Below are 25395 nucleotides of genomic sequence, written 5' to 3'. Positions count from 1 at the left end.
AAGGCAGGGCATGAGCTCAGAAAAAGAATATTCAGCAGAACAACTGGAGGCGGGACGCCTTCTGTTTGCGCGTCCTTGGGATTTTATTACCAGTGTGAAAGAGATGCATCAGCTTCCTGAGCTGGATGGTATCGAGATCGCGTTTGCCGGTCGCTCCAACGTTGGTAAGTCCAGCCTGATCAACAAGCTCACCGGTAAGAAAACGTTGGCTCGTACATCCAACACACCTGGCCGGACCCAGATGCTGAACTTCTTTGGAGCAGAGCACTCCATCCTCAAGATTGTCGATATGCCAGGCTACGGGTACGCTGAAGCACCAAAAGGCATGGTCGATGCGTGGACATCACTTATTTTTGACTATCTACGCGGTCGAAGCACCTTACGCCGTGTGTTCTCTTTGATCGACTCACGTCACGGCATCAAAAAGAACGATCTTGATGCCATGGCGATTCTGGACAAGTCCGCTGTGCCTTATCAGGTCGTGCTTACCAAGGCAGATAAACTGAAGCCAGGGCAACTGCAGCGTATGAAAGATGAGACGCTGAAAGTACTCGCGAAACGTCCTGCTGCACACCCGGAAGTCATTGCCACCTCTTCAGAAAAAGGCAACGGTCTGGATGAATTGCGCGCAGAGATCGCACAGCTGGTCAGTTACGGCTAATCAATTGCAGGTGCAGGGCTCATCTTTCCCTGCGCCTTCCTCTTTCGGATAGCGGCCCCGCAGACATATCCAACATCCCTTGTCCATCCTGCAATTTCCAAAATTCCCCTTGTTCTCACGTTTTGCTGCCTTTTCCCCAGCCCGCCTTAACCTCTTCTTGACCTTGGGTCAATTTACCCCCCGAATATAGACAGACCGTCGTCGAAGGGGAGGTCGTCGAATGTCTGGAAAAGACAAACAAGATTACAATCACAGTGCTAAAATCAGTCAAAGGGGGTGATGTATGTGTGCAACTCCGTCCCTCCGTCATCATTGGGCTCTTGTACCTGAGCATACCATTACCAATGCGTTGACCTATGTTTGGCGTTTCATTCATGCACTACCAACGCTGCTGTTGGCAGGGCTGAATTTGAAGAAGTGGTACAAAGCACGCCAGCTTGGGCCTACCGCACTGGAGCGTTCACTGATTTCTGCCTACCTCCGTGATGAATTCGTGCTGCATTATCAGCCAATCGTCCGTGTGACAGATCGCAAGCTCGTTGGGGCTGAGGCTCTGATCAGATGGGAGCACCCGGAGAGTGGTTTGTTGCCCCCTTCCCGTTTCATCACAACCCTGTGCCGCAGTTGCCTTGGTAAAGACGTTGGTTACTGGGTTATACGCGAGGCCTGCAAAGCACGCAGTGGATGGAGTAATCTTGTTGATCCTAGTTTCAAGATCTCCGTGAACATTTGCGGCAGGATGTTTGTTGATCAATACATCGTCTCCCGCATTCAAAAGATTTTACAGGACACTGGCACCCCCGGGCATTTCTTAGAGCTTGAAGTTACAGAACGGATTGATCTGGACAGAGCGCCACATGCCATGGAGAACATGCGTAAGCTGCAGGAGATGGGTATCTCAGTTGCCTTTGATGACTTCGGCACTGGCTTTGCCTCTATGAAGCACTTGCTGGATTGTCCAGTTGACCGGATCAAGATCGACCGCAGTTTTCTATCTGGAGTGCCAACCTCTGCTGTTCACAGTGCCGCTTGCGCTCATCTGATTGAACTGGCTCACTTGCTAGACATGGAAGTGACGGCTGAAGGTGTTGAAACGGAAGAGCAGATGCACTTGCTGGAAAGCAGCGGCTGCACCAATGCTCAGGGTTTTTTGTTCTCCCCTCCAGCGGGTGAAGACGGTTTTGCAGATTATTTACGCGAGAGGCATTAGACAATTTCCTCGATTACTTGAGTAAATCCACGCAGGTGGGGATGACTGAACATTTGTGACGTGTTCATAATGCGGCTATATACTTCACACGCAGTCCGTGTGATTTGCGTATCAATCCTTTGTCTTCTCCAGGTGTACAAATCGCTATGAGTTTCTCGGAATCCAGTAATCGTGCGCACGTCATTGCCCAAGCTCTTCCTTATATGCAGCGCTATGATGACCGACGTGTTGTTGTAAAATACGGCGGCAATGCCATGGGAGATGACTCCCTTTCCCGCGCCTTTGCCCGAGATATCACTCTGTTGCGCCAGTCTGGTGTTCATCCGGTTGTTGTTCACGGTGGTGGTCCTCAGATTGGTTCGATGCTTGATCGTCTCAACATCAAGAGCGAGTTTAAAGGCGGCCTTCGTGTGACGGATCAGGCGACCGTTGAGGTTGTTGAGATGGTGCTGGCCGGCTCCATCAACAAAGGCATTGTGGCAGACATCAACCGCGAAGGTGGACGTGCTGTTGGTCTTTGTGGCAAAGACGGTGACATGGTCACTGCACGTAAATTGCACCGCAAGCACCGTGATCCGGATTCCAAGATCGAAGAGGTTCTGGACCTTGGGTTTGTTGGCGAACCTGAAGCAGTCAACGCCAAGGTGCTTGAGCTGATCCTTGAACGTGATCTCATTCCTGTTGTTGCTCCTGTTGCGCCGGGTCGTGATGGTGCGACTTACAACATCAATGCAGATACCTTTGCTGGTGCGATTGCGGGCTCTTTGAACGCCAAACGCCTGCTGTTCCTTACCGACGTTCCGGGTGTTCTGGACAAAGACGGCAAGCTTATCAAGCAGCTGACCCGTGCCGGAGCCCGGGCTCTTATTGAGGATGGCACAATCTCCGGCGGCATGATCCCGAAGGTTGAGACCTGTCTCGAAGCCCTTGAACAGGGTGTTGAAGGCGTTGTTATTGTTGACGGAAAAGTCGCCCACGCCGTTCTTTTGGAACTCTTCACCGACCATGGTGCAGGTACTCTGATCGTACCTTGATAATTGATGCAGGGAGGCGAAAGACGCTCGCCTCTCTTGCTATCCTTATTCTTTCCTGTTTTGCTTGGTATCAAACAACACTTATCGGCATAGCTGATAACTGAACGGATAAGCATGACCAATTCCCCATTTGCCAGCGTTGAAAGCTGGGTTTTCGATCTGGATAATACTCTCTACCCTCACCATTCAAATCTGTTCGATCAAATCGATCAGCGGATGTCTGAGTTTGTACAAAAGCTCACCGGAAAGCCGGCTGAGCAGGCGAGAGAGTTACAGATCTCCTATTACAAAGAGTATGGAACCACGCTTCGTGGTTTGATGCTTGAGCATCACATTGAGCCCGATGAGTTCCTTGAGTACGTGCATGACATTGACCACTCTGTGCTGGATCCCAATCCTGAGCTTGCAGATGCGATCAACCAACTGCCGGGCAAGTGCTACATCCTGACAAACGGAACGCGAAAACACGCGGAATCTGTTGCCAATCGTCTGGGTATCACACAACACTTCGAAGACATCTTCGGGATTATGGAGGCTGATTTAGTTCCAAAACCTGCTGAAGCGACCTATCAGCGTTTTTTGGAGAAAAACGGTATTCTTCCGCAGAAAGCAGCCATGTTTGAGGACCTTTCACGCAATCTAGTTGTTCCAAACTCTCTTGGCATGCGCACTGTTCTTGTCATTCCGGACGGAACACGTGAGGTTTTCCGCGAAGATTGGGAGCTTTCGAGCGGCAGCGAGCCTCACGTGGATTTCGTGACCGATCATCTGGACGGTTTCCTCTATAATATCCTAGGGGAACTCAAGAATTAGAGCTATTCCATCAAAACACGAAGGTGCCCCGGTTTCGCATCTCAAACTCCTGTAGGGGCAGTTTCGACCAAAAATTGCAATTTTTGCGCATAATAAGGCGCAAAGAGAAAAAATATCACGATCGTCTAGACGAATGCCTTTTTTCCCTTTATTGAGATTAATTCAAGAACTCATAAGGAAGGGCATTCGTCATGGTTTCACTGCGCGCGCTACACGCATTTTCACTGTTGGCCAAACACGGCCGAGCAGCTCGTGCCGCAGAGGATCTTGGCGTTACACCATCAGCCCTGACGCACCTGCTCCGATCATTGGAAAACGAGCTTGGCGCCGCGCTGGTTATTCGTGATGGCCGCGGACTTGCCCTGACTGAAGAAGGGCAGCGCTTGTCCTCCAATCTTGGCAACTCGTTTGACCAAATCGAGCACGCTGTTGAAGCCTTCCGGCGCAGAAGCCGGACTGAGTTGCGCATTTCTACCCTTTCTACAGTTGCAACACGCTGGCTTATTCCGCGGTTGCCGGACTTTCAGGATAAGCATCCGGATATTGAGCTGCTGATCTCGACGAGTATGCGCGTCGTGGACCTTGACCGAGAGTCCTATGATTGCGCAATCCGATTGGGAGATGGGGCCTGGCCGCATGTTGAGCGGCACCAACTCTGGCAGGAAGATCTGGTTGTTGCGTTTGCTCCTCAGTTGAGTAACGGCGACCCGAACCCTGACATCAAGCTGCTTGATAAGCTGAAATTGCTGCATACCTCCTCCAGACGTGAAGACTGGCCGCGTTGGTTGAATGGCACTGGCCTGCCTCATCCGGATCAGACCTCTGGTGCGATGTTTGAAAGCCGGAACATGGCTATTCAGGCTGCTGTTGCAGGCATGGGTGCAATTGCGATTGATACCCGCTTTGTGGAACAGGAAGTGGCTGCAGGTCATCTGGTGGTTCCGGACTGGCCGCGCCTTTCTCTGGAAAGTGGCTATTGGTTTGTACGTAATGCGAACCGTCCTTTGACCCGTCCGGTATCTTCCTTCCACAAATGGCTAATGGAACAATCCCAGCAGCCATTCAAGGCACATGAAGCAACCTAAATTGATACATGAGACAACCGGAAGTCTGAGAGTATTGACTTCTGGTTGGGGCTTGCGTACCCCTCGGTAGCTCTAATTCGAAACCCATTAATTATGAGAGTCTGCCGCCAATGAGCCAGATTGATCTTGCGGCCCTTGAGGCCACCATCAACGCTGCATTTGATGACCGTGACAACATCAGCACTGACACCACAGGTGACGTGCGTGATGCAGTAAACACCGCACTGAACCTTATGGATCACGGCAAGCTGCGCGTTGCGGAAAAATCCTCTGGCGACTGGGTTGTTAATCAGTGGGCCAAGAAAGCTGTTCTGCTTTCTTTCCGCCTGAACCCAATGCAGATCATCAAAGGCGGTCCGGACGAGGCTCCCTGGTGGGATAAAGTTCCTTCCAAGTTTGACGGCTGGGGCGCGATCGACTTTGAAGAAGCTGGCTTCCGCGCTGTTCCAGGTTCCATCGTTCGTCGTAGTGCATTTATCGGCAAATCCGCTGTTTTGATGCCTTCCTTCGTAAACCTTGGTGCATTCGTTGACGAAGGCACAATGGTTGACACCTGGGTGACTGTTGGTTCCTGTGCTCAGATCGGTAAAAACGTTCACCTTTCCGGCGGCGTTGGCATTGGCGGTGTTCTTGAGCCACTTCAGGCTGGTCCGGTTATCATTGAAGACAACTGCTTCATCGGTGCTCGTTCTGAGGTTGTTGAAGGCGTTGTTGTTCGTGAAGGTGCCGTGCTTTCCATGGGTGTGTTCATCTCCGCAACGACCAAAATCGTCGACCGCACGACCGGTGAAATCTTCTACGGTGAAGTTCCTGCGTACTCCGTTGTTGTTCCGGGCTCCATGCCAGGCAAACCGCTTCCAGACGGCACTCCAGGTCCAAATCTGGGCTGTGCGGTTATCGTGAAGCGTGTTGATGCACAGACCCGTGCGAAGACCTCTGTGAACGATCTTCTGCGCGACTAAGTTTTAGATCAGATCTGATCGATTAAAGCCGGGGCGATTGCTTCGGCTTTTTTCTTGACTACCCGGTTCAAGTTCCACGTGTTTAAACGCACCTCTTAACCTAAAAACCGGCTCTGTTAGGCTATGAACACATTACCTCAAGATGCTTGTTGCTTCGCTGGAACGCATGAGTATATTGCGCTTAGAATTTGTGAGGCCCCATGAATAAGAACAGCAATCTGCACAAACTTGTCTTCCAGCTGGATCCACATGACTGGCACGGCATTGAGAGTGAAACTGTGTGGGTACGCTCGCTCGGTGGCAATCGCTATAAGCTTGAAAACACACCCTTCTTTGCTTGCGGCGTTGCCAATGGTGACGAGCTGCTTGCCAACCGGAAAAAAGGGCAGCTTGTTTTTGACAGGGTCGATAAGGCATCGGGCCATTCCACCTACCGGATCATGGTGGAAGAGACGACACAGCCGGAAGAATTCTCCAAGCAATGGTCCAAGCTGGAAAAGCTTGGCTGTACATGCGAGGACATTGACGCTGATCCACCGCTGTTCAGCGTAGATATTCCCGCAAATGTCGACATCCACGTCGCCTACTCCATTCTTGAAGAAGGCGAAGGCCTTGGCATCTGGGCTTTTGAAGAAGGCCACTGCGGGCATAAGGTCTAGCGTTTCAACCCGCTCAGACTGACAAGCACGAATATCACCGCTGGATCATCCCGGCGGTGTTTGTGTTTGAGGATCCCGTTAAACGGGTGGAGCAAGGCGAACAGGCTTTGCCTGCGCTACTTGTTAGATATGTTTCTTCGGCATCAGCTGTTCGCCTCGCCCGGGCCTTTTATCATGAACACGCGGGCTCCCTCTCGGACAGACGTGAATGACACGTTCCCGTGTCACTGACAGGTTTCCCTGTCATCGACAATTTCTTGTCACCACCGGACGCTCTCCGGAACGACCCCAAACTCCCTACTACCACTGTGGTCTCAATAGGGTATGGCGCTTCACCGGACCTCCTGACACGATACGTTACCTCGTACCAGCAGCCCAATCCCACCCACGCCGCGGAATGGACGGTCCACTCCTGCCCGAATGCGTGGGCACGAGATCAAGCGTAAGGGCATTTTCGAAGAGGGGGATAAGTTTCTTGGCAATACAGCACCTAAATTCACTAACGTCACCTAGAACAAGCAAAGCTGAGAGATTAGGGTTTCTATTGAACCTACTTTCCATTACTGATTGAGTTAACTCGACATCAGCAATTAGAAGTTATGGAATGACGGTAAAACGTAAGTGGTGGATTGCGCTTCTGCTACAATTTTATTTTGCAAGTGGCTACATATATGTAGGGCGCCTCAAGCGGCTGGCATTGTATGTGGCTTTCCTGATCCTCTCGATTACCATGATATACCTTCCGCCCTTGAGGTTTATCGATTTTCAAACGCAAGCAACTCTTCTTTCTGTACTACAAGCACTGCTTTCCATCTTTTTCACGGTGGATGCGGCACGCATTGCGTATTTTGAGGAGGAGATTGAGGTCAAGTCCTATAACAGATGGTGGGTCTATCTGCTGTACTGGCTGCTAGTTATCGCAATCATAGGTCCACTTTTGTTTGTTTCCGCCCCATACATCAATCCTGATTTCTTCCAAAGCATTGAACTGCCTCGCCTCTCAATAGGCGCTTTGATCAGCAGAGTTTTTTGAGTTCACACTAACTTGGAACTCCCCTCACCTGTTGTGTGAAGTGCTTACAGCGGCAGGCCAAGCTGCTTTAGTTCTGAGCGGAGTTTGTCTGCTTCGGAGAAGTGGAGCGCTTTCATACCAACGCCCTGGGCGGCTTCAACATTCTTCAGTGTGTCATCAATGAAGACGAGGTTAGATGCCTCGAGCTGGTTTCTTTCCAGCAGCACGTTGTAGATGGCAGCATCCGGCTTCAGGAGCTTCTCATCGCCCGAGATCACAGTATCGATGAAACTGTCCGTAAGGAATGGGAACAGGCGTTTCGCATCCTCAAATTTTTCAGTAGAGAAGTTGGTGATGGCGTATAGAGAGATGCCCTTATCCTTGAGTTCTTTCAGGAGCGCGACATTCGCCTCAATCGCACCGGCCAGCATTTCTTCCCAACGCTCGTAATAGGCTTTGATCCATTCTTCATACTGCGGAAACTTGGCAAGTCGTTCGGCGATGGCATCGCCCCAAGGACGTCCTCGGTCTTGCTCCAGATTCCAGTCGTATGGGCAAACCTCATTGAGGAAGAACTGGCGTTCTGATGCGTCTGGGATCAGATCCTTATACAGGTTCTCCGGATCCCAGGAGATCAAGACATTACCAATATCAAACACGACAGCAGTGACCGGTGAGGACATAAGCCCCTCCTTTAGATGCAAAGATTGAGTTGGCTCAGTAGTATTTGCTCAGCACCCGGGATGCAATGCGTGGGATTACAAAATGACGTCTGGCTTACGCATGTGCGAGCATTGACAGTGCGGGTTTCATATCACTTTTTGAGATGTAACTGGCAACCTGCTCACCAATACCAAGGCCAGAAATGGAGACGTCCACTGGCTCGACTTCCTCGACGCTTTCCAGCACCTGCAAACCTGAATGGACATTCGCCATAAGCTCATGCTGATGGTCCGTTTCAAGGATCGCTTCCACCAGTGGCTGGGCTTCTTCTTCTGACTGAGGGGCCTTGCCGCCAAACAGATCAGGAAGGAACACTGCATAGCCTTCTTCTGCGATTTTCGCAGCCTGCAAGATCGCTTCTTCAGTTAATCCTGCCCAGTCATGAAACAACACAAGTGCAGGCAGTTTCTTATCTGTCCGAGGCACGATGATGTAGGCTAAATTTCTTTGATGGTATTCCACCAGACGCAGCTCAGCAGCCTGTAAAGAGGCCGGTAGCGCTAATGTAGTTGCAGCGATGATCATAGGAATGCCAGTTTTTATTGAAGCTATATATAATAGAGATGCACGCCTCAATATATAACTTATTTTGATAATTCAACCTATGCAAATATGTTTGGGCAACTATCCCGTCTGCTCTTGTACGTATAGGCAAACAAAAGAGAAGCCGCACTTCTCCTTTAAGAAAAGTGCGGCTTTAACGCTGTGATCAACACCACTTTTAGGTCGATTACGACTCGCAAATCGCGCGGGTCTGGCAGGCAATCATAGCCTCTTCGTTGGTTGGGATCGCCATGACCTTAACCTTGGAAGATGCTTTAGAGATTGTGATTGCTTCTTTCGCACGCGCCTTGTTGGCTTCTTCGTCGATTTCTACGCCGAGGAATTCAAGGCCCTTACAAACACCAGCGCGGGTTTGGGAAGAGTTCTCACCGATACCACCAGTGAAGACAATTGCGTCCAGACCACCCATGACAGCAACCAGAGCACCCAGCTCGCGTTTGATGCGGTTGTCGTAGTAGTCGAGTGCACGTTTTGCATCAGGGCTGTCGGAATTTTCCAGATCACGCATATCCTGCGAGATGCCGGAAAGCCCCTTCATGCCGGATTCCTTGTTCAGCAGGTTCGCGACTTCTTTCACGGACATGCCTTTTTCTTCCATCAGGTAGAAGATGACACCCGGATCGATAAGACCGGAACGTGTGCCCATTGCCAAACCATCAACCGGGGTAAAGCCCATGGTGGTGGTCACAGATTTGCCATTCTCGATCGCGCACATGGATGCGCCGTTGCCGAGGTGAGCGACGACAACTTTACCATCTGCCACTTCTGGCGCCACGTTGTGCAGCTCTTCCGCGATGAAGTGGAAGGACTGGCCGTGCATACCATAGCGACGAATGCCTTCGTCGTAGTATTTGGTCGGGATCGCGTAGGCTTCGTTCTTGAATTCCTGCGTGCGGTGGAACGCGGTGTCAAAACACGCAACGTTCGGCTTGCCCGGGAAGGCCGCTTTGGACCCCGCAATACCTGCAAGGTTGTGCGGGTTATGCAGAGGCGCAAGCGGGTTGAATGTTTCAAGTTCCGCGGCAACTTCTTCAGTGACCAGCACAGGTGCAGAGTATTTGGAAGAGCCGTGAACCACACGGTGACCAATAGCGTCCACTTCAAGGTTCGGATCGAACTCTTTCAGCAGAGCAAGGATAACCTGCAGAGCCGTGTTGTGGTTCTGTGCTTCTTCGTCTGAGAGCGCACGATCCATGATCGTTGCGCCTTCAGCGGATTTGCCTTTAACCCAAGCAGATGCTCCCAAACCGTCGATCTGGCCGGAAAGCACACTTTCTTCGCCTTTGAACAACTGGAATTTGATGGAGGAAGACCCAGCGTTCAGTACAAGGATTGTTTCGATTGTCATTATTGTTTTCTCAGCTATCCCGAAATTACTCTGCAGCTTCTGCCAGATCCTGTTCACCAATATACGCAGCACCGTTGCGTAGGTAGTAGTCGTACATGGATGCCAGAGCACAAGAAACGAGACGCGCACGATCGTTGTCAGCGCGGCTGGTGAGGATGATTGGCACGCGTGCACCGGTTACAAGGCCAGCTGTTTCTGCATGAGCAAGGAAGGTCAGCTCTTTCACAACCATGTTGCCAGCTTCGAGATTTGGCACGATCAGCACTTCTGCGCGACCTGCAACAACGGATTCGATGCCTTTGGTGCGAGCAGCTTCAAGGTCAATCGCGTTATCCATCGCCAGAGGACCGTCAACGATACCGCCTTTGATCTGACCACGCTCAGCCATCTTGGACAGCACAGCTGCATCGATGGTGGATGGGATCGCCGGGTTTACGGTTTCAAGAGCGGACAGGATGCCGACTTTTGGAGGCTCAATTCCGATAGCACGGGCAACGTCGATTGCGTTCTGAGTGATATCAACTTTTGACATCAGGTCTGGTGCAATGTTGATTGCAGCATCAGAGACGATGAGCGGTGTTTCACGCCCCGGAACATCCATTACGAACGCATGTGACAGGCGACGCTTGGTGCGCAGACCACCTTCACGCTTCACAACGTGGCGCAGCAGGTCATCTGTATGAAGGTGCCCCTTCATGACAGAGCGCACACGGCCTTCATGAACCAATGCAACAGCTTTAGCAGCCGCAGAACCTTCATCAGGTGTGTCGATCAACTCGTAACCGGAGATGTCTGCACCGATTTTTTCAGCAGCAGCCTGAATGCGTTTTTCAGGACCACACAGGATCGGAATGATCAGGCCAGCCTGAGCGGCCATGACTGCACCACCGAGGGAGTTTGCATCGTCTGGACACACAACGGAAGTTGGGATCGCTGGCAGCTGGGCAGCAGTTGCAACGAGACGATCAAAGTGCTGGTGGCGCTTCATCAGCAGGCCTGGCAGCTCTTCTGCATCGTAAGAGATTGACTTAGTTGGTGCTTCTACCCGAGCTTCACCTTCAGCAACCAGAGTGCCATCGTCAACCTTCACACTTGTTGCAAGGCGGATGATGTTATCTGGCAGTTTTTCCAGAACGGTTACAGTGACGTCGAGAACCTGATCCACTTTCACCTTGTTATGGAAGGAAAGTGTCTGATCGCGGTACACACAGCCAGGACCTGGGAGGTAGTTGCCGACGACGGCTGAGATCAGAGTAGCGCCCCACATGAACGGTGCCGATGGGCCATCTTTCTTCTCAATGCCTTCCCACTGCGCGTTTGGCAGATGCAGTGGATTGATGTTGCCAGACGCGTGCGCAAAAACGTAAAGATCGTTTGCTGTACAGATGCGGGAGCGAGTGACGGAATCTCCGACCTGGATTTGGTCATAGGTCCGATTGGTAGCCATTGATAGCCTCTTTTCATTTTCCACATACCGCGCCAGTCCGAGCTCATGAGTATTGCGATAGGGCTCATGAGGGGAGGTCTCAGCCATACTATCGCAGCTCTGTGACTGTTCAGCGATATGTGCGTTAAATTCTTCGCCAAGCTTGGGGCGCTTATTCAACATTTGAGCTAACAAATCTATCGGTAAAGATCACAAAATAGCAGTTTTTGGCGATCTGCGAAGTTATGACACATCAATATTTAGATTACAGCACTAAATCTTACGTAGTTGTTATTATGATGGTGGCCAGTTTGCGCAATGGTCATCATACTCAACACAGGAGACCCTTCTAGGGAGAAGTATGAAGCTATCGCTGAGAGAAATGGATGCTAACTTTTCACTATCCCCTGAAAGTAGCCGGCCAAGATCAGACAAAACGCTACCTAGTAAGAAGTCGTATTCAAGGCGAGCGCTTGAGACAACATAAAACTGGCCATTAATCAGCATTGCATCCGAAAAAAACACGCCAGTCGGCTTACTTCCCCGAGCCCATGGTTCGTCTGTATTATTGCCCCAACTCCAAACAACTTGAGGCCTATCTTGCCTTATTTGGACCATTCCAATTCTAACATTGATGTCAGCATCTTCAAAGGGTGTCATTTGAAGCTCAATTGCTCTTTCGATATCGTCCATGTCATTAGAAACATTATCAGCACGCGCGACGAGATCACCTATAGAAGCGCCTGTCTTACTTACACGACGATCAAAGGATAGTGCTGTTGTGAGCTCAACCATTCCAATAAAAAGAAACAACAAGAGAGGCAAAACAATCGCAAATTCGATTGCAGCAACTCCTGTTTCACTAAATAAGAAACACCGTAATTTTCTAAAAAAACTTAAATATGAACTCATGAAGCAAATCAAACTCTAGTTAATATTTACGAAAACGGTTCATTTCTGAAAATTTCAGTTGCGACGAGAATGCGACTCCCATCATCGGTTTGACCAAAAAATTCAATCATCTTTGACGTAATCAAGGGCCAAGCACAAACTACCCGAACTACGACTACATCACTAGCCCGCCCTGGATCCCAGTTTTGGTCCATAGCAATTACACCGTCTTCCAGAAGAGGTTCCGATCCTGGAATATCGTTAAAATTCTCAAAAGATTCTACATTAATGAAAATGCGGTCTTCAGCAGCTTTCAAAAGACCCGCACCATTGTCCAAGATTACATTCTTAAACTTAGTTTGATTGTATTCCCCATCTTGTGCAGCAATAAAGACCTGACCAGTTCGGATCTGCCGCGCCGCTTCGGCGACAGCATTGTCTAATATGACCTCTACCAACATAGAAAGACCAAGCTCGAATATGGCCAGTACAACAGCAAAAAGGACTGGAGCTATAATCGCAAATTCGATTGCCGTTACACCACGTGAATCTGAGAGGAAAGAATACCTCCAGCATTGGCGCTGAAACCCTTTCTTTTGTTTTTGCCGCCTACACGATAGCAGATAAAACATTAGTATATTCCGAATCACTGACCGTTACCTGCCACGGTTCCGTCTTGCGCCAACTCATTACGAACACTGATGGTGCTGGCGACATCCTCGATCTTTTTCTTATTGTCGCCAAGACGCAGGACTTCGTGGCAGTCGGGGTTGCAGGAGTAGGTGAAGCGGTTGCTGTTGCGTTGGATGGCGACGTAGCCGGCCATTTCTGCTGTCACGGTGATCAGCTCTTCGACAACGGGCTCAGAGGCATCGTTCAGGACAACCAGATTGGTGGTGCCGTAGGATTTGCCTGTGATCACGATTGTCACGCGGTCGTGCACTGTCACATCTGCAATGCTTGGATTTCCAAGAATGATGGTTTCGGCTGGCTCCTCGAGACGGAAGACTTTTGCCTGATCGGCGACCACCTCAACATCCGCAGAGGCGGGTGTGATTGAGGTAGCAGAGATGCCTGCGATCATCGCAGTAGAGATTGCGACAGAGGCAATTTTTGACGAACGGTCAGAGACCTGTTTTTGCAGCTTCCAAAACACGGCAAACTCCACCGAATAACTGTTAAATTTTACTAGTTATTTGTGCGATTATTTTAGTGAACGAAAACCTAATTTGCGCGAATTGACGGGTCAGATATTCCGATAATGCGCTTTATGGTTAAGCACGGGTAAACATCGGTTCAACTTAGCCTCTTCACAGAGGTGAGCTGGCCAAATTCGTTCTCGCCAATGCGTTTAAGAGCCGCCTGAAGTCCTTCATAAGCGACCGTCATTGTGTAACCGTTGGCATGCAGCAAGGTCTCAGAATCAGACATAACGCCCACATGCCCCTTCCAGAACATCAAGTCGCCGCGCTGCAAAGCTGGCAGGCCACTGGAGAGGTCGAGTTGTTCGCCCAGCATGGCTTCCTGCATATCCGCATCACGTGGGGCATTTATACCGCCGATCTGGAGTGCAAGTTGGATCAAGCCGGAGCAATCCAGCCCCAGAGTAGAGCGTCCACCCCAAAGATATGGCGTTCCAACCATCGCTTCTGCTGCTCTCACCCAGTCGGCCGCTTTATCAGTCTGCTCTACCAAGTGTTTTTTGACCATAAACGAGCCATCGGCAAGCTGTGCAAACTCCAGCCCGCGCCTGGTCTCATATCCCACAACGCTTACCAGTGCTCCCATGGAGACCTGCCCCAGAGCTGGGCGTTTCATTTCGGCTTCCGGGTAGCGATAGGTGCGCAGGGCAATCACTCTGTGCGTTGCTTGTTCAACAGGCCCCAGCGCGTTCGTCGGCAGCCAGCCGACATATCCGTCTGTTTGCAACTGTCCCCAAGACCACCCTTCTTGCGTTGTCTCAAATACACGAAAGGTTTCGCCAAAATTCAGCTCAGTATCGATTCCGCATGCAACATCTGGCTGAGCACGTAGCTCAATCTTATCTGCTTTGACAGAGTAGTCGGTCCCCTCCACAAAACGCTCCGATTGCACCTGGCCGCGATAGTCAGTGGAAGCCAAATCCGGTCTTACCGGATGTAAACGGCGGTCAAGTTGAGCAGTCATATGAGGCCCCTCCAATCAAAATGGCATAGCGGAGTGATAATGTCTTGGTTCCGCCTTTCGATCAACGCGAAAGGTCCTGAGCTTTTTCTGAGACCAGATCGCCAAGCTGTTCCAGATACAGCGCCCCAGCAACTGTGCGTGTGACAACGACATTGCGGCGGTCATTTTCATCACGCTTTCTGGAAAGTAGCTTGTTTGTTCCAAGGGTATCCAATGCGCGCGTAATTGCAGGCTTGGTTACCCCTAGTTTTTGCGCAAGTCCGCGCACGGTATGTGGTGGAGGCTCAAGATATACAGTTAAAAGAATAGACATTTGGCGAGCAGTCAAATCCTGATCTGCTGCGCGCACCAATTCCAACACTACATCATGCCATAGCTTAAGCGCCTGCGACGGGCGGATCTCTACGGGCATATTTTATCGTCCTAATCCCTATTGCAGGCTAAAACCTAGCCTGCAAATCATTTCGGGACCCTTACCAGATTGAGGTATTAAGTAATTTTGACAGCGCAATCTGCACTTTGCTTAGGCAAATCGAGTCTTCAACATGTCAAAAAGTGCCCGAATTGCCTGGGCTTCTCCGCCATGGGTTCTGAAATCTTTCTCAATTGGTGTCCAACCGTAGATATCAAGATGTACCCAGCTTCCCGCGTTTTCAACGAATCTTTGAAGGAACAAAGCTGCAGTGATTGAGCCTGCAAAGCCTGCTCCGCTTGTGTTGATGTTTGCCAGATCAGCTGTTTTGGAGGTGATGTACTTTTTGTATGGCTTCCAGAGTGGCAGGCGCCACAATGGATCATTCACGGCTTCACTGTGAACAGCGATGGTTTCGGCCAAGTCTTCATCATCAGTATAGTATGGCGGCAAATCAGGTCCAAGTGCGACACGGGCAGCACCTGTCAGCGTTGCCATATCAACAATCAGCTCTGGGCTTTCTTCATCAGCCAGCGCAAGTGCATCTGCCAGGACTAAGCGTCCTTCAGCATCTGTATTTCCGATCTCTACAGAAAGGCCTTTACGGCTTGTGAAAATATCAGAAGGGCGGAAGGAGCGGCCCGAGATTGCATTTTCAACGGCAGGAATAATCACGCGCAGGCGCATTGGCAGCTCAGCTTTCAGGATCATTGCCGCCAAGCCGAGAACATTTGCCGCGCCGCCCATATCCTTTTTCATAAGGATCATGCCTGCTGCTGGCTTTACGTCCAAACCGCCACTGTCGAAGATCACCCCTTTGCCGACCAACGTGATTTTCGGATCAGTCTCTTTGCCCCAAATCGCATCAACCAGACGCGGTGCCCTGTCACTGCCGTTGCCGACAGCATGCACAAGCGGGAACTCGTTCTCCAGAACATCGCCCATGATGACCTTTGAAGATCCGCCATGATCTTCAAATAGCTGGCAAGCTGCGGCGGCAAGTTCTTCCGGCCCCATATCATTCGCGGGTGTATTGATGAGGTCTTTTGCCAGGTGTGCGCCAGCGATAATTGGTGCCAGCTCTTCCAAAATGCCCGGCTCGCTGATGACGAGCTGAGACTTTGGCGCAGGGATTTTCTTATAAGCATCAAAACGGTAGGCTGCGAGTGAGAACCCGAGAGCGATACCAGCCGGATCTTCAAAGCCTTTTGCAAGTTCAAACGCGCCAGCTGGGAGCTTTTTATTAAGAGCAGCGCCTGTTTCCAAAGCATCTCTCTGGCTTTCACCATATCCAAACAGCACGGTTGCAATATTGCCTGCTTCATTTGGAACTGCCAGTGTCTCCCCAAAAGCAGCTGTAAACTCCTGCGCTTTCGCCCAAGATTTCACCATGGAACCCGCGGCATCAAGATACGCTTCTAACTCACTGGCAGAGAGCGCTACGACCGGGATTGGATTTACTGTTTTATCGGCAGAAATTAACGGTCCGTGCACCGGGAGCTCCATTGATGAGATGTTTGAAATTTGTGTTCTGTCCTATACGGACAGCGTTGTGGCAACCTAACGACGTTACTGGTTCTGCGCAAGACATTCAGCTTGCTGCTCCCCCGCCCGACAATGGGCTCACCTACACCAAATTAACCAGAAATTAGGGATAATATTAGATTTTCAAACAATATTTGAATTGCTTCGTTGTTGAGGGTTCCATGGCCGTATTTGACCGCACACACACAACTAAGGTGTCTTCTGGCATTTTAAGAAGTGCAACAGCTGTCTCGCTGCTGCTGGTTTGTGGGCTTGCATTTTCTGGCTGCGCAACCAACAAACCACGCGCTCAGGCATCTATCTCGCAGAGCCAGCAGCTTAAACCTGGCTCACAAGAGATGCAAAAAGCCCTCGCCTATTGGGGCGGTGCTTATGCCAAAGACCAGAAAAATCCTCGTACGATCCTGAACTTTGCAGCAGCTTTGAGAATTGATGGCCAGGGCCAACAAGCAGAAGCAATTTTACGACGTGGTGTCATCGCAAATGCTGACAACAACACAATTGCGGCAAGCTATGGCAAAGTGCTCGCTGAAAACGGCAAGTTGCAGGAAGCGCTCAATGTCATCGACAATGCGTTCGACCCAGCACAACCAAACTGGAAGATGCTTTCTGCCAAGGCGGCTATTCTGGATCAACTTGGTGAGACAAAACAAGCACGCTCAACCTACCAGCAAGCGCTGAAGCTTTCGCCAAATGAGCCAACTGTTTTGAATAACCTGGGAATGTCCTACCTGCTGGGAGGCGATCTGCGCAACGCAGAGACGACTTTACGAACAGCACTGGATACCGGCAAAGCTGGCAGTCAGGTGCGCCAGAACCTTGCTCTGACACTTGGACTGCAAGGCCGGTTTGACGAAGCCGTTCGCATCGCCCAATCCGACATAGACCCACGTCAAGCCGCCGAGAATGTGGCGTACTTGAAGACCATGCTGGGCAAGGCGTGATGGGTTAGAATGCGTTCACTACCTGGATCACTGCAGGACCAATAATAACTATAAACAGAACAGGCATGAAAAATAGCATCATGGGTACAGTCAGTTTAGGTGGCAACGCCGCTGCCTTTCGTTCGGCTTCCTGCATTCGTTCTCGACGGTTTTCATCTGACAGAACTCTAAGGGCGTTGCCGATTGGCGTACCATATCTCTCGGCCTGCGTGAGTGCGACAACAACATTCTTAACACCGTCAAGGCCTGTTCGTTCTGCCAGATTTTGGTAAGCTTTCTTTCGCTCATCCAAGTAAGAAAGCTCTGCATTAGCCAGAACAAGCTCTTCAGCCAGTGCTGCAGATTGAGCTCCAATTTCTTCTGCTACTTTCTTAAAAGCGGCCTCAATCGACATACCAGACTCGACACAGATGAGCATCAAATCCATGGCATCCGGCCACGCTAATCGAATAGTTTCTTGCCGTTTCGAAATTTGATTTTGAACAAAAATACTTGGTGCATAGAACCCGATCGCGGAGAATAACAAACTAATGCAAAGCACACCCAAGACAGGAACATCTAACTTCAAAATGACGGCAAGATAAACAAATGCGAGAATAAAAAAACCTATCGGCAACATAATCTGCATAAACAAATAGGAATAGAGAGGAGATGACCCTCTATATCCTGCCATTTTTAGTTTTCTAACCACTCCATCATTCGATAAAATATTTTTTAGGTTATATTTATCGACAAATTCTCGCACGCTTTCTTTAGGGCTACTCCGAAGAGAAGCACGTTCAACCTCTTTACTGTTGGCTAAACGATTACGTTCTCGTGCTCGAATTTTCTCCCTCTCAAGAGCAACTGATTTCATGCGATCTTTTAGCTCATCGCGTTCAAACAGAGGCATTAAAAGCGTATAGGCTGTTCCTGATACTGCAAGTAATGTGAGAATGACTACAAATAAGTTGCTGTTTCCAAGATCTGCAATTGACATCTCTGGGCTCCTATATCTTGAAATCAATCATTTTACGCATGACCAAGATTCCAAGTGTCATCCAAGTTAGACCAACAGCGATGAGAATTAAGCCAATATCTGTATCCACGAGTAAGCGAATGTAACTTGGTGCGATTAAGTACAGCATGATCGTCACTAAGAAGGGTAGAGAGCCGATGATTGCTGCTGATGATTTTGCTTCCTGGCTGACGGCTCGAATTTTTCCTTTCATCTCTTTACGCTGACGCAACGTCTTTGAAAGGTTATTGAGCGCATCTGAAAGGCTACCACCGGCTTGTGCTTGAATAGCAATTACAATCGCAAGGAAGTTTGTTTCTTGCAGTGGCACTCTTTTCGGCATGTTTTGGATTGCTTCAGCCAGTGGTATCCCCATTTGCATCTTATCCAGTATAAGTGAGAATTCTAACCCAACAGGATCTTTCGCTTCGGAAGCAGCAATATGCATGCAATCTCCTAAAGGCATGCCTGATTTGATGCCACGAACGATGATATCGACTGCATTGGGAAACTCATCAAGGAATTGGTTGAACCGTTTTTTACGACGCCTTGAAACGTAGAACCGAGGTACCCCGAACACGCCCACAAAAAGAAGAGCAATTGAAATCCATAGAGGCTGCCCGGAGAAAAAACTTAAAGTAAAGACAATGCAGCCACACACCACTGAGATGAAATAGAATTTAGGCTTAGACCAGGATAGGCCAGCTTGCCCAATCCAGTCGGCAAAAATCGGTTTGTCTGCATTTTTTTTCTTGGCAGCTTGCGCTGCCTCCATAGCATTAAGCTGGTCCTGAACGGTTTTCCTACGAGCTGTAACATCAACCTTCTGAGACCGTCCGTTTGGTTGAGTTCCATTTTTCTGAACAAGGCCCTCTTTTCGTTTCCCAAGCTTGTCTTTGGAGAAGAGAGGCATCAAGAGTGTGAAAGTGACACCAACGACACTCACCATAATCAAGGCTGTAATCAGATAATCAGCGAGCGGAGAGGCTAAAAAGTTATCCAAGTCAGCCATGTAATCCTCCAGAAACATCTGAAGCATCCAGCGCGCGGGCTAGCCGCTCTTCCTCGTTGAAGTATCTTGCTCTTTCCCAGAAGAGCGGACGTCCTATGCCGGTAGAGCGATGCTGGCCTATGATTTTGCCATTCGCGTCTTCTCCTGTGATGTCATAGGTGAAGAGATCTTGTGTCGTGATGACATCACCCTCCATTCCTACAACCTCAGTGATATGGGTGATACGACGGGAGCCATCTCTCAAACGTGCAGCCTGAACAATTACATCAATAGAGCCAACAATGATCTCGCGTACTGTTTTAGATGGAAGAGAGAACCCCCCAAGAGCAATCATGGATTCAATACGCTTCAAGCACTCACGTGGGGAGTTCGAGTGAATCGTACCCATTGAGCCATCGTGACCGGTGTTCATCGCCTGAAGCAAGTCAAAGACTTCTGGGCCACGCACCTCACCGACAATGATCCGCTCAGGGCGCATACGCAGACAGTTTTTTACAAGATCACGCATTGTGATCTCACCCTCACCTTCCAGGTTTGGAGGTCTGGTTTCCAATCTGACGACATGTGGCTGCTGAAGTTGGAGTTCAGCACTGTCTTCGCAAGTGATAATGCGCTCCGTGCTATCGATATAGCGCGTCAAGCAGTTGAGAAGTGTGGTTTTACCTGAGCCCGTACCACCAGAAATAACCGTGTTACACTGGACCCGGCCGATGATTTCCAGGATCTCAGCACCTTCACGCGAAATCGAACCAAAATTCACCAGCTGATCGAGCGTAAGCTTGTCTTTCTTAAACTTACGAATTGTAAGTGCAGGCCCGTCCAATGACAGCGGTGGGGCAATCACGTTTACACGAGAACCATCAGGAAGGCGCGCATCACATATCGGGCTGGCTTCATCTACACGACGACCAACCTGAGACACAATTCGCTGGCAAATGTTCATCAACTGACGATTATCGCGAAACTGGATGTTTGTTTGCTCCACCATGCCAGCCGTTTCGATATAAATGGTGTTCGCCCCATTCACCATGATATCGGCAATGTCATCACGGGCTAATAGCGGCTCAAGTGGTCCGTAGCCCAACACATCGTTACAAATATCTTCAAGCAAATCTTCTTGCTCAGAAATCGACATGACAAGGTTTTTGAGGGCAATGATGTCATTGACGACATCCCGGATCTCGTCACGTGCATCTTCTTGATCCAACCGGCCTAATTGAGAAAGATCGATTGCCTCCACCAATGCATTGAAAATCGATGCCTTGGTTGCGTAGTACTCCTGAGTTCGTTGTGTTTCAGGAGCAGTTTCTTTGGGCTTTTCCTGCTGAACTTCGACGCCAGACGACTTAGGTTTTGCAGTGCTTGGTGTGTCCTGGACAGCAGGCTTTGTTGCCTGTTTCTGTATCGCAGGATTTATTGGAGCAGACTTTGGATTTTTGTTTCCAAATTCACCGTTGCCACGTCTACCAAACATATTCTTCCGCCTTTGAAATCAGCACAAAATCAACCAGAGGACTATTTGCGGACTTTTCTAATAAGAGATGCGATGAGTGACTTGCTTTTTGTATACGTTTCAGCCTTGCCTGTGACCTTGGCCGCAATCTCTTCAAACAAACCCGCAACAGCGTGTTTGCTATCAAACTCTGCAATCATCTGACCGTTGTTAGATGCAGTCCCAAACAATGCAGGCTCAAACGGCATTACCGCTAAAGAAACCACATCTAGAGCGCTACTAAACTCATCAGGCTTAATTTCAGGTCGTTTCGGAATGCCAACCTTGTTCAAAACCAAGTATGGTTTTGTGTCATTTGGTCGGAGTTGACCAATGCTGTCGACCAGGTTTTTTGCATTTCGAAGGTTTGCTAAGTCAGGCTCGGCTACAATCAAAACTTCGTCTACATGTGCAAGGATATGCCGAACCCAGCTGTTCCACGTGTGTGGCAAGTCAAGAACGACAGTCGGCGTTCCTTTCTGCATGACCTCAATAACTTGATCAAACTTCTCAGTATCAAAATCGTAGGTTTGATCAAGCGTAGCTGGCGCTGCTAACAATCTTAGACGGTCATTACACTTTGCAAGAAGGCGATCCAGTAGCGTGTCATCAAGCCGCTCAGGAGATGCAATTGCTTCCAATACGCCTTGCAATGGATCCTGATTAAAATCTAAACCTGCTGTTCCAAATGGCAAATCCAAATCAGCAATAGCAACATCATTATCGAGTGTTTTCGCAATTGACCAAGACAGATTATGAGCAACTGACGATGCACCACATCCACCTTTAGCACCGATTACAGCCACAGTTCGACCGAAGGGTTCCGCGTCAGTATTTGCATAAAATTGACCAATGGCATTTATCAATTGAGGGATATCAATTGGTCCGACAATGTACTCACCGACCCCCCTGCTAATGAGCGTTCTGTACAAGTTGACATCATTTATGCGCCCAATAACAAGAACATTAGTCCCAGCATCACAATACTCAGCCAGCCGATCTAACTCAGCGATCATCTCTTTTGGATTAGACAACGATTCGACGATCAAGAAGTTAGGTGTAGCGGCAGTTTCAAATGTTTCTACAGCTGCGGGAATACCACCTTGTCGCACCATCGTATGCGTCTTCGACATCCGGCGATCTAAGCTCGCATTCTGGATCGTCTCTGATGTTCTCGAATCCACGCAAAATGCCTGAACAGAAATTCGCGGAATATTTACAAACTGAAAGTCAGAAGTTGAAAGCTTACTCGTCGTTTCTTGCCGTGATGAGGCATCTGAATCGAACTGCGCTAAATCGCTCATAGTTTATCCCACTAGTTCTGCGCCACGGATGATACGTTTGTGCCAACACCAGCTCCATACTGACCTGCAGTCAGGTCTCCAGATCGGTTGTTTGCCAAAATCTCATTGGTCCTCGAGGGATCATTCGGTCCCAAGGGGCGTGGTCGCAACAGATCTGTCGGATTATCGACCATCGCAGCGAGGTTTGCCTGAGTAGCACACCCGAAGTTGTGATAGTCTGTGTTTTGATGATTGCTTATCATCGCATCAGGCCAATTACCGCAATCACGCACAATCCCTTTCACACGCATAAATGAAAGACGGACTGGTGCTGATGCACCCATGTCAGACACCGCGTAGCTCCTCATAACAATATGATCTGCGGCTACTCCGCCTTTTTTCAATGCAGTGCGAATCTGAGGGGAAATAGCTTTTGCTGCTGCTTCATTCCCAGAACCTGACGGAACCAAAACCTCAACAAATCCATTTCCATCGATATCAGCTTGTTTACCAAAAGCAGCAACTGCCGTTTTCATGGACCCGTTCAAATTGCGCATCTCCCCAGCTACGGGAATATCAAAATTTTCAGGCGCTTCTGTAATAACAATCGGATGCCTTTTCCGATAATCAAAGTCTGCAATCGACTGATGTTCAACATATGATGGTTGTGACTGACATGCTCCAAGCATAGCAACAGTACCGAGCACTACTGAAGCTTCTCTCAATTTGCGTACACATTTCAAAGTGGGTGACAGTAGGGTATTCATTTCACTTGTCCTCACTCGTAAATGTAGCCAATTTTGCCGTGATAATTCCCTTTCACAGGAGCGTCTGTTCCCCTGTAAATCCGGCTTAATTGGTTTAGAAAGATTGTAGATTGATCACTTGGAGCTGCGAAATTGTCGTCAGGCCGCGCTACTTGTGAGCGGGCTATTGGTCTCACCACATAAGGTGTTACAAAGATTACAAGCTCAGTTTGGCGATTGATATAATCGCGGCTCTTAAACATGGTACCGAGAATTGGGATATTCTTTAAGCCAGGTATCCCGTCAATCTCCTGCCCATAATTCTGCTTCAGGAGACCTGCCATAACCAAGGTTCCTCCAGAAGGGAGCTCGAGTGTAGACTCCGCTCGGCGAACTTTAAGTGCAGAAACGGCAATAGCACCTGCGATACTTACAGCCCCTTCAGAACTCAACTCACTGACTTCGGTTTTAACTCGCAGTTTGATACGTCCTCCGGAAAGAACAACAGGCGTGAAATCCAACCCGACACCAAAAGGTTTAAACTCAAGGCTTACCTTATTGTCTTCGTAAGCAACCGGGATCGGGAACTCACCACCAGCGAGGAAGCTAGCGTTTTCGCCAGAGACCGCTACGAGTGTTGGCTCCGCCAGTGTTCTCATTACCCCTTCACGCTCGAGCGCTTTGATCGTGGGATTAAGCGTACCGCCATCGAACCCTAACTTACCTGCCAGGGATCCTGCATTTACGACAGAAGGATTGATGTTATAAGCAGGCGACGTGTTGAAATTGACATCAAGAGCACCAATTTTTAGTGAGCCTTGGAGGTTCACACCAAGCTGCTTAATCGTCGTGCGTTCAATTTCAGCAACTGTAACTTTGAGTTGTACTTGATCTTTCTCGGCCACTGCGATTGTGTTGACGATTTTTTTGTCATCGTTGCCCACAAACTTCAGTGCGATATCGTAGGCCTGTTGTGCTTCGAGGGCGGAGATTGCTGTTCCTGAGAGGACAACGCTTTGATTGACGATGTCTGCATTGATTGCAGAGTTTGGCAGCAATCGTTGGATGAGTTCAACCAGGCCTGACGGATCAGGCTGTACGCTCAGGTTAAACGATGCCAGTTGGCGACCACCATTGCCGAACAGAACCAGTGACGCCTGGCCAATCTTGTTTCCGAAGACAAAAACGCGGGTTCTGGTGCGGACAACAGCATCTGCAATTTCTGGGTTCGAGACAAGGACATCACGGACTTCCTCGTTTGTATTGAGGACAATAGATCTTCCTTCACCAACATTCAGCTGACGAACTTTGCCGCGGTGCTGAGAGGTGACTTCCACAGTCGCTTCGAAGTTGCTTTGAGCGAATGCGATCTGTGGCCCAACTAAAACCAACGCAAAGATCAGAAGGAACTGTATGAGAGCACCACTAAGGCTGCATTTTTGCGGTAAACTTCTCGCCAGACTAATTTGTCGATGAAAAACCATAGTTTACCTACTAATTTCCGTTAACAGACTGGGAGGCAATCCCATATTTTACGAACTTCACACCACCTTTGACGCGCGGCGGTTGCTTCAAACCGTCTCTGGAATCTGCAGCACTGCGCAATGAGAGCGAGAGAGTTCCCATCTGGGTTGCGCGAGCGATAGCCTCAGCTTCGTGGGGCAAGAGTTCCAGTGTAGCTGTCTGGTCTGGAGACATCGCCTTCTCACTGTTTTCAGAGGCCGTCGTGGTATCGATAGCGAGCACCTTGATATTCTCGAGGAGCGTTTCACTGATGAAGCCGTCTTCGCGTTTTTTGGCTTGCATGCTGATCAGTACGTCAACCTTGTCTCCTGGAAGGATGAAACCACCTGCGGTAGAGACTGCATCAACCGGAACAGCAACGGCGCGTTTTCCTTTTGGGAGGATCGCTGCCAGGAAGCCTTTGTCCGTATCAATGAGACGCTCTGCACGGATTGGTTCGCCGCTGAACATCGCTGCTTTGATAATCTGTCCCAGAAATTCTTCATCTGCATTTGGGCTTGAGCCGCGCAAGATTACGCCGTCAGATACAGATTCTTCTGGCCATTTGGCCCAAGCTAAATCGCCTTGGGTAAGAGATGTACCGACTTTGAGATCCTGCGCTGCAACAAGAATATCCAGTGATGGAATTTCTTGTACTGGAGCAACAATGGTTGGCGACTGCTCCCGGGAACCGGAAGACAGGTTCAGCCAGGCGGCCAACCCACCAGCGCTTAAAGCGATAATTAAAACTAGTAATCTGGAGGCCTTCATGTGGCACCCACCCTCTAAGAGATTTAGCTAAGCAGCATTCGTTAACCCTAATTTGAGCAAAAATTGTCAAGACATAGTTAATATTCCGTAACATCACTACATTTGTATTTTTTACTTATGTGCATAGAGTCAAATT

General features: G+C 49.4%; 26 protein-coding genes. 9 read left to right on the top strand and 17 right to left on the bottom strand.

Going from position 1 to position 25395, the window contains the following annotated elements; all coding sequences use genetic code 11:
* Window positions 1-10: 10 nt before the first annotated feature.
* The 8 genes from yihA to PsAD46_RS05515 all read left to right on the top strand — a co-directional run bounded on the left by yihA (window position 11) and on the right by PsAD46_RS05515 (window position 7457).
* Complete coding sequence (yihA, locus tag PsAD46_RS05550) at window positions 11-661, top strand: ribosome biogenesis GTP-binding protein YihA/YsxC (protein ID WP_057462867.1); 651 nt, start codon at window positions 11-13, stop codon at window positions 659-661.
* 283 nt (window positions 662-944) lie between these two features.
* Window positions 945-1871 (top strand): EAL domain-containing protein, encoded by a 927-nt coding sequence (locus PsAD46_RS05545; protein WP_057462868.1) that lies wholly within the window; start codon window positions 945-947, stop codon window positions 1869-1871.
* A gap of 146 nt (window positions 1872-2017) precedes the next feature.
* Window positions 2018-2905, top strand: a complete 888-nt coding sequence (argB, locus tag PsAD46_RS05540; protein ID WP_057462869.1) for an acetylglutamate kinase — start codon at window positions 2018-2020, stop codon at window positions 2903-2905.
* Window positions 2906-3019: 114 nt separating this feature from the next.
* Window positions 3020-3718 (top strand): pyrimidine 5'-nucleotidase, encoded by a 699-nt coding sequence (locus PsAD46_RS05535; protein WP_057462870.1) that lies wholly within the window; start codon window positions 3020-3022, stop codon window positions 3716-3718.
* Between the two features lie 191 nt (window positions 3719-3909).
* Entirely contained in the window at window positions 3910-4803 is an 894-nt protein-coding gene (locus PsAD46_RS05530) for a LysR substrate-binding domain-containing protein (RefSeq protein WP_063286795.1), read from the top strand.
* Between the two features lie 110 nt (window positions 4804-4913).
* Entirely contained in the window at window positions 4914-5765 is an 852-nt protein-coding gene (gene dapD / locus PsAD46_RS05525; protein ID WP_057462871.1) for a 2,3,4,5-tetrahydropyridine-2,6-dicarboxylate N-succinyltransferase, read from the top strand.
* A gap of 200 nt (window positions 5766-5965) precedes the next feature.
* On the top strand, window positions 5966-6424 hold the full coding sequence (locus tag PsAD46_RS05520; protein ID WP_063306342.1) for a DUF4265 domain-containing protein: 459 nt from the start codon (window positions 5966-5968) through the stop codon (window positions 6422-6424).
* A 604-nt stretch (window positions 6425-7028) separates the two neighbouring features.
* Window positions 7029-7457 (top strand): hypothetical protein, encoded by a 429-nt coding sequence (locus tag PsAD46_RS05515; RefSeq protein WP_063306341.1) that lies wholly within the window; start codon window positions 7029-7031, stop codon window positions 7455-7457.
* A gap of 44 nt (window positions 7458-7501) precedes the next feature.
* Here PsAD46_RS05515 and PsAD46_RS05510 read toward each other — a convergent pair whose 3' ends face one another.
* The 10 genes from PsAD46_RS05510 to PsAD46_RS05465 form a co-directional block, all read right to left on the bottom strand.
* Window positions 7502-8119, bottom strand: coding sequence for an HAD family phosphatase (locus PsAD46_RS05510; protein WP_063306340.1), 618 nt, complete (start codon window positions 8117-8119; stop codon window positions 7502-7504).
* Window positions 8120-8213: 94 nt separating this feature from the next.
* Window positions 8214-8684, bottom strand: coding sequence for a dienelactone hydrolase family protein (locus PsAD46_RS05505; RefSeq protein WP_063306339.1), 471 nt, complete (start codon window positions 8682-8684; stop codon window positions 8214-8216).
* Between the two features lie 205 nt (window positions 8685-8889).
* A complete protein-coding gene (locus PsAD46_RS05500; RefSeq protein WP_063306338.1) occupies window positions 8890-10071 on the bottom strand; it encodes an acetate kinase in 1182 nt (393 codons plus the stop codon).
* A 25-nt stretch (window positions 10072-10096) separates the two neighbouring features.
* Window positions 10097-11518 (bottom strand): bifunctional enoyl-CoA hydratase/phosphate acetyltransferase, encoded by a 1422-nt coding sequence (locus PsAD46_RS05495; RefSeq protein WP_063306337.1) that lies wholly within the window; start codon window positions 11516-11518, stop codon window positions 10097-10099.
* 273 nt (window positions 11519-11791) lie between these two features.
* Complete coding sequence (locus PsAD46_RS05490; RefSeq protein WP_153040695.1) at window positions 11792-12409, bottom strand: TadE/TadG family type IV pilus assembly protein; 618 nt, start codon at window positions 12407-12409, stop codon at window positions 11792-11794.
* A gap of 26 nt (window positions 12410-12435) precedes the next feature.
* Window positions 12436-13020 (bottom strand): TadE/TadG family type IV pilus assembly protein, encoded by a 585-nt coding sequence (locus PsAD46_RS05485; protein WP_153040694.1) that lies wholly within the window; start codon window positions 13018-13020, stop codon window positions 12436-12438.
* Window positions 13021-13034: 14 nt separating this feature from the next.
* The gene (locus tag PsAD46_RS05480) at window positions 13035-13544 is read right to left on the bottom strand and encodes a pilus assembly protein N-terminal domain-containing protein (protein WP_208981681.1); all 510 of its coding nucleotides are present in this window, start codon (window positions 13542-13544) and stop codon (window positions 13035-13037) included.
* 140 nt (window positions 13545-13684) lie between these two features.
* A complete protein-coding gene (locus tag PsAD46_RS05475; protein ID WP_063291363.1) occupies window positions 13685-14554 on the bottom strand; it encodes an NlpC/P60 family protein in 870 nt (289 codons plus the stop codon).
* Window positions 14555-14615: 61 nt separating this feature from the next.
* Window positions 14616-14966 (bottom strand): MarR family transcriptional regulator, encoded by a 351-nt coding sequence (locus PsAD46_RS05470; RefSeq protein ID WP_063286786.1) that lies wholly within the window; start codon window positions 14964-14966, stop codon window positions 14616-14618.
* 111 nt (window positions 14967-15077) lie between these two features.
* Window positions 15078-16460 (bottom strand): leucyl aminopeptidase family protein, encoded by a 1383-nt coding sequence (locus PsAD46_RS05465; protein ID WP_063306394.1) that lies wholly within the window; start codon window positions 16458-16460, stop codon window positions 15078-15080.
* Window positions 16461-16672: 212 nt separating this feature from the next.
* Between PsAD46_RS05465 and PsAD46_RS05460 the strand changes: the two genes are divergently transcribed.
* Window positions 16673-17455: a tetratricopeptide repeat protein gene (locus tag PsAD46_RS05460; RefSeq protein WP_063291362.1), complete on the top strand. Its 783-nt coding sequence runs from the start codon at window positions 16673-16675 to the stop codon at window positions 17453-17455.
* 4 nt (window positions 17456-17459) lie between these two features.
* Here the strand turns inward: PsAD46_RS05460 and PsAD46_RS05455 are convergent, their stop codons facing one another.
* The 7 genes from PsAD46_RS05455 to cpaB all read right to left on the bottom strand — a co-directional run bounded on the left by PsAD46_RS05455 (window position 17460) and on the right by cpaB (window position 25259).
* Window positions 17460-18434, bottom strand: coding sequence for a type II secretion system F family protein (locus tag PsAD46_RS05455; RefSeq protein ID WP_063291361.1), 975 nt, complete (start codon window positions 18432-18434; stop codon window positions 17460-17462).
* A 10-nt stretch (window positions 18435-18444) separates the two neighbouring features.
* Window positions 18445-19464 (bottom strand): type II secretion system F family protein, encoded by a 1020-nt coding sequence (locus PsAD46_RS05450; protein ID WP_063291360.1) that lies wholly within the window; start codon window positions 19462-19464, stop codon window positions 18445-18447.
* Window positions 19457-20938, bottom strand: coding sequence for a CpaF family protein (locus PsAD46_RS05445; protein ID WP_063291359.1), 1482 nt, complete (start codon window positions 20936-20938; stop codon window positions 19457-19459). Before PsAD46_RS05445 ends, PsAD46_RS05450 begins: the two co-directional genes overlap by 8 nt.
* Window positions 20939-20979: 41 nt before the next feature.
* The gene (locus PsAD46_RS05440) at window positions 20980-22260 is read right to left on the bottom strand and encodes a CtpF protein (protein WP_063291358.1); all 1281 of its coding nucleotides are present in this window, start codon (window positions 22258-22260) and stop codon (window positions 20980-20982) included.
* An 11-nt stretch (window positions 22261-22271) separates the two neighbouring features.
* A complete protein-coding gene (locus tag PsAD46_RS05435) occupies window positions 22272-23006 on the bottom strand; it encodes a CpaD family pilus assembly protein (RefSeq protein WP_084404346.1) in 735 nt (244 codons plus the stop codon).
* A gap of 11 nt (window positions 23007-23017) precedes the next feature.
* On the bottom strand, window positions 23018-24376 hold the full coding sequence (locus tag PsAD46_RS05430; RefSeq protein WP_208981679.1) for a type II and III secretion system protein family protein: 1359 nt from the start codon (window positions 24374-24376) through the stop codon (window positions 23018-23020).
* 103 nt (window positions 24377-24479) lie between these two features.
* Window positions 24480-25259 carry a Flp pilus assembly protein CpaB gene (cpaB, locus tag PsAD46_RS05425; protein WP_063291356.1) on the bottom strand — a complete coding sequence of 260 codons (780 nt, stop codon included), beginning with the start codon at window positions 25257-25259 and terminating at the stop codon, window positions 24480-24482.
* Window positions 25260-25395 lie beyond the last annotated feature (136 nt).

The organism is Pseudovibrio sp. Ad46, assembly GCF_001623065.1.
Classification (GTDB): domain Bacteria; phylum Pseudomonadota; class Alphaproteobacteria; order Rhizobiales; family Stappiaceae; genus Pseudovibrio.
This window is presented reverse-complemented; position numbering and strand designations above follow the sequence as displayed.

What these genes read in the sequence shown, in the direction of transcription:
- yihA (WP_057462867.1), top strand. Translation starts at nt 11, where the DNA reads ATGAGCTCAGAAAAAGAATATTCAGCAGAACAACTGGAGGCGGGACGC.
- PsAD46_RS05545 (WP_057462868.1), top strand. Translation starts at nt 945, where the DNA reads ATGTGTGCAACTCCGTCCCTCCGTCATCATTGGGCTCTTGTACCTGAG.
- argB (WP_057462869.1), top strand. Translation starts at nt 2,018, where the DNA reads ATGAGTTTCTCGGAATCCAGTAATCGTGCGCACGTCATTGCCCAAGCT.
- PsAD46_RS05535 (WP_057462870.1), top strand. Translation starts at nt 3,020, where the DNA reads ATGACCAATTCCCCATTTGCCAGCGTTGAAAGCTGGGTTTTCGATCTG.
- PsAD46_RS05530 (WP_063286795.1), top strand. Translation starts at nt 3,910, where the DNA reads ATGGTTTCACTGCGCGCGCTACACGCATTTTCACTGTTGGCCAAACAC.
- dapD (WP_057462871.1), top strand. Translation starts at nt 4,914, where the DNA reads ATGAGCCAGATTGATCTTGCGGCCCTTGAGGCCACCATCAACGCTGCA.
- PsAD46_RS05520 (WP_063306342.1), top strand. Translation starts at nt 5,966, where the DNA reads ATGAATAAGAACAGCAATCTGCACAAACTTGTCTTCCAGCTGGATCCA.
- PsAD46_RS05515 (WP_063306341.1), top strand. Translation starts at nt 7,029, where the DNA reads ATGACGGTAAAACGTAAGTGGTGGATTGCGCTTCTGCTACAATTTTAT.
- PsAD46_RS05510 (WP_063306340.1), bottom strand. Translation starts at nt 8,119, where the DNA reads ATGTCCTCACCGGTCACTGCTGTCGTGTTTGATATTGGTAATGTCTTG.
- PsAD46_RS05505 (WP_063306339.1), bottom strand. Translation starts at nt 8,684, where the DNA reads ATGATCATCGCTGCAACTACATTAGCGCTACCGGCCTCTTTACAGGCT.
- PsAD46_RS05500 (WP_063306338.1), bottom strand. Translation starts at nt 10,071, where the DNA reads ATGACAATCGAAACAATCCTTGTACTGAACGCTGGGTCTTCCTCCATC.
- PsAD46_RS05495 (WP_063306337.1), bottom strand. Translation starts at nt 11,518, where the DNA reads ATGGCTACCAATCGGACCTATGACCAAATCCAGGTCGGAGATTCCGTC.
- PsAD46_RS05490 (WP_153040695.1), bottom strand. Translation starts at nt 12,409, where the DNA reads ATGAGTTCATATTTAAGTTTTTTTAGAAAATTACGGTGTTTCTTATTT.
- PsAD46_RS05485 (WP_153040694.1), bottom strand. Translation starts at nt 13,020, where the DNA reads ATGTTTTATCTGCTATCGTGTAGGCGGCAAAAACAAAAGAAAGGGTTT.
- PsAD46_RS05475 (WP_063291363.1), bottom strand. Translation starts at nt 14,554, where the DNA reads ATGACTGCTCAACTTGACCGCCGTTTACATCCGGTAAGACCGGATTTG.
- PsAD46_RS05470 (WP_063286786.1), bottom strand. Translation starts at nt 14,966, where the DNA reads ATGCCCGTAGAGATCCGCCCGTCGCAGGCGCTTAAGCTATGGCATGAT.
- PsAD46_RS05460 (WP_063291362.1), top strand. Translation starts at nt 16,673, where the DNA reads ATGGCCGTATTTGACCGCACACACACAACTAAGGTGTCTTCTGGCATT.
- PsAD46_RS05455 (WP_063291361.1), bottom strand. Translation starts at nt 18,434, where the DNA reads ATGTCAATTGCAGATCTTGGAAACAGCAACTTATTTGTAGTCATTCTC.
- PsAD46_RS05450 (WP_063291360.1), bottom strand. Translation starts at nt 19,464, where the DNA reads ATGGCTGACTTGGATAACTTTTTAGCCTCTCCGCTCGCTGATTATCTG.
- PsAD46_RS05445 (WP_063291359.1), bottom strand. Translation starts at nt 20,938, where the DNA reads ATGTTTGGTAGACGTGGCAACGGTGAATTTGGAAACAAAAATCCAAAG.
- PsAD46_RS05440 (WP_063291358.1), bottom strand. Translation starts at nt 22,260, where the DNA reads ATGAGCGATTTAGCGCAGTTCGATTCAGATGCCTCATCACGGCAAGAA.
- PsAD46_RS05435 (WP_084404346.1), bottom strand. Translation starts at nt 23,006, where the DNA reads ATGAATACCCTACTGTCACCCACTTTGAAATGTGTACGCAAATTGAGA.
- cpaB (WP_063291356.1), bottom strand. Translation starts at nt 25,259, where the DNA reads ATGAAGGCCTCCAGATTACTAGTTTTAATTATCGCTTTAAGCGCTGGT.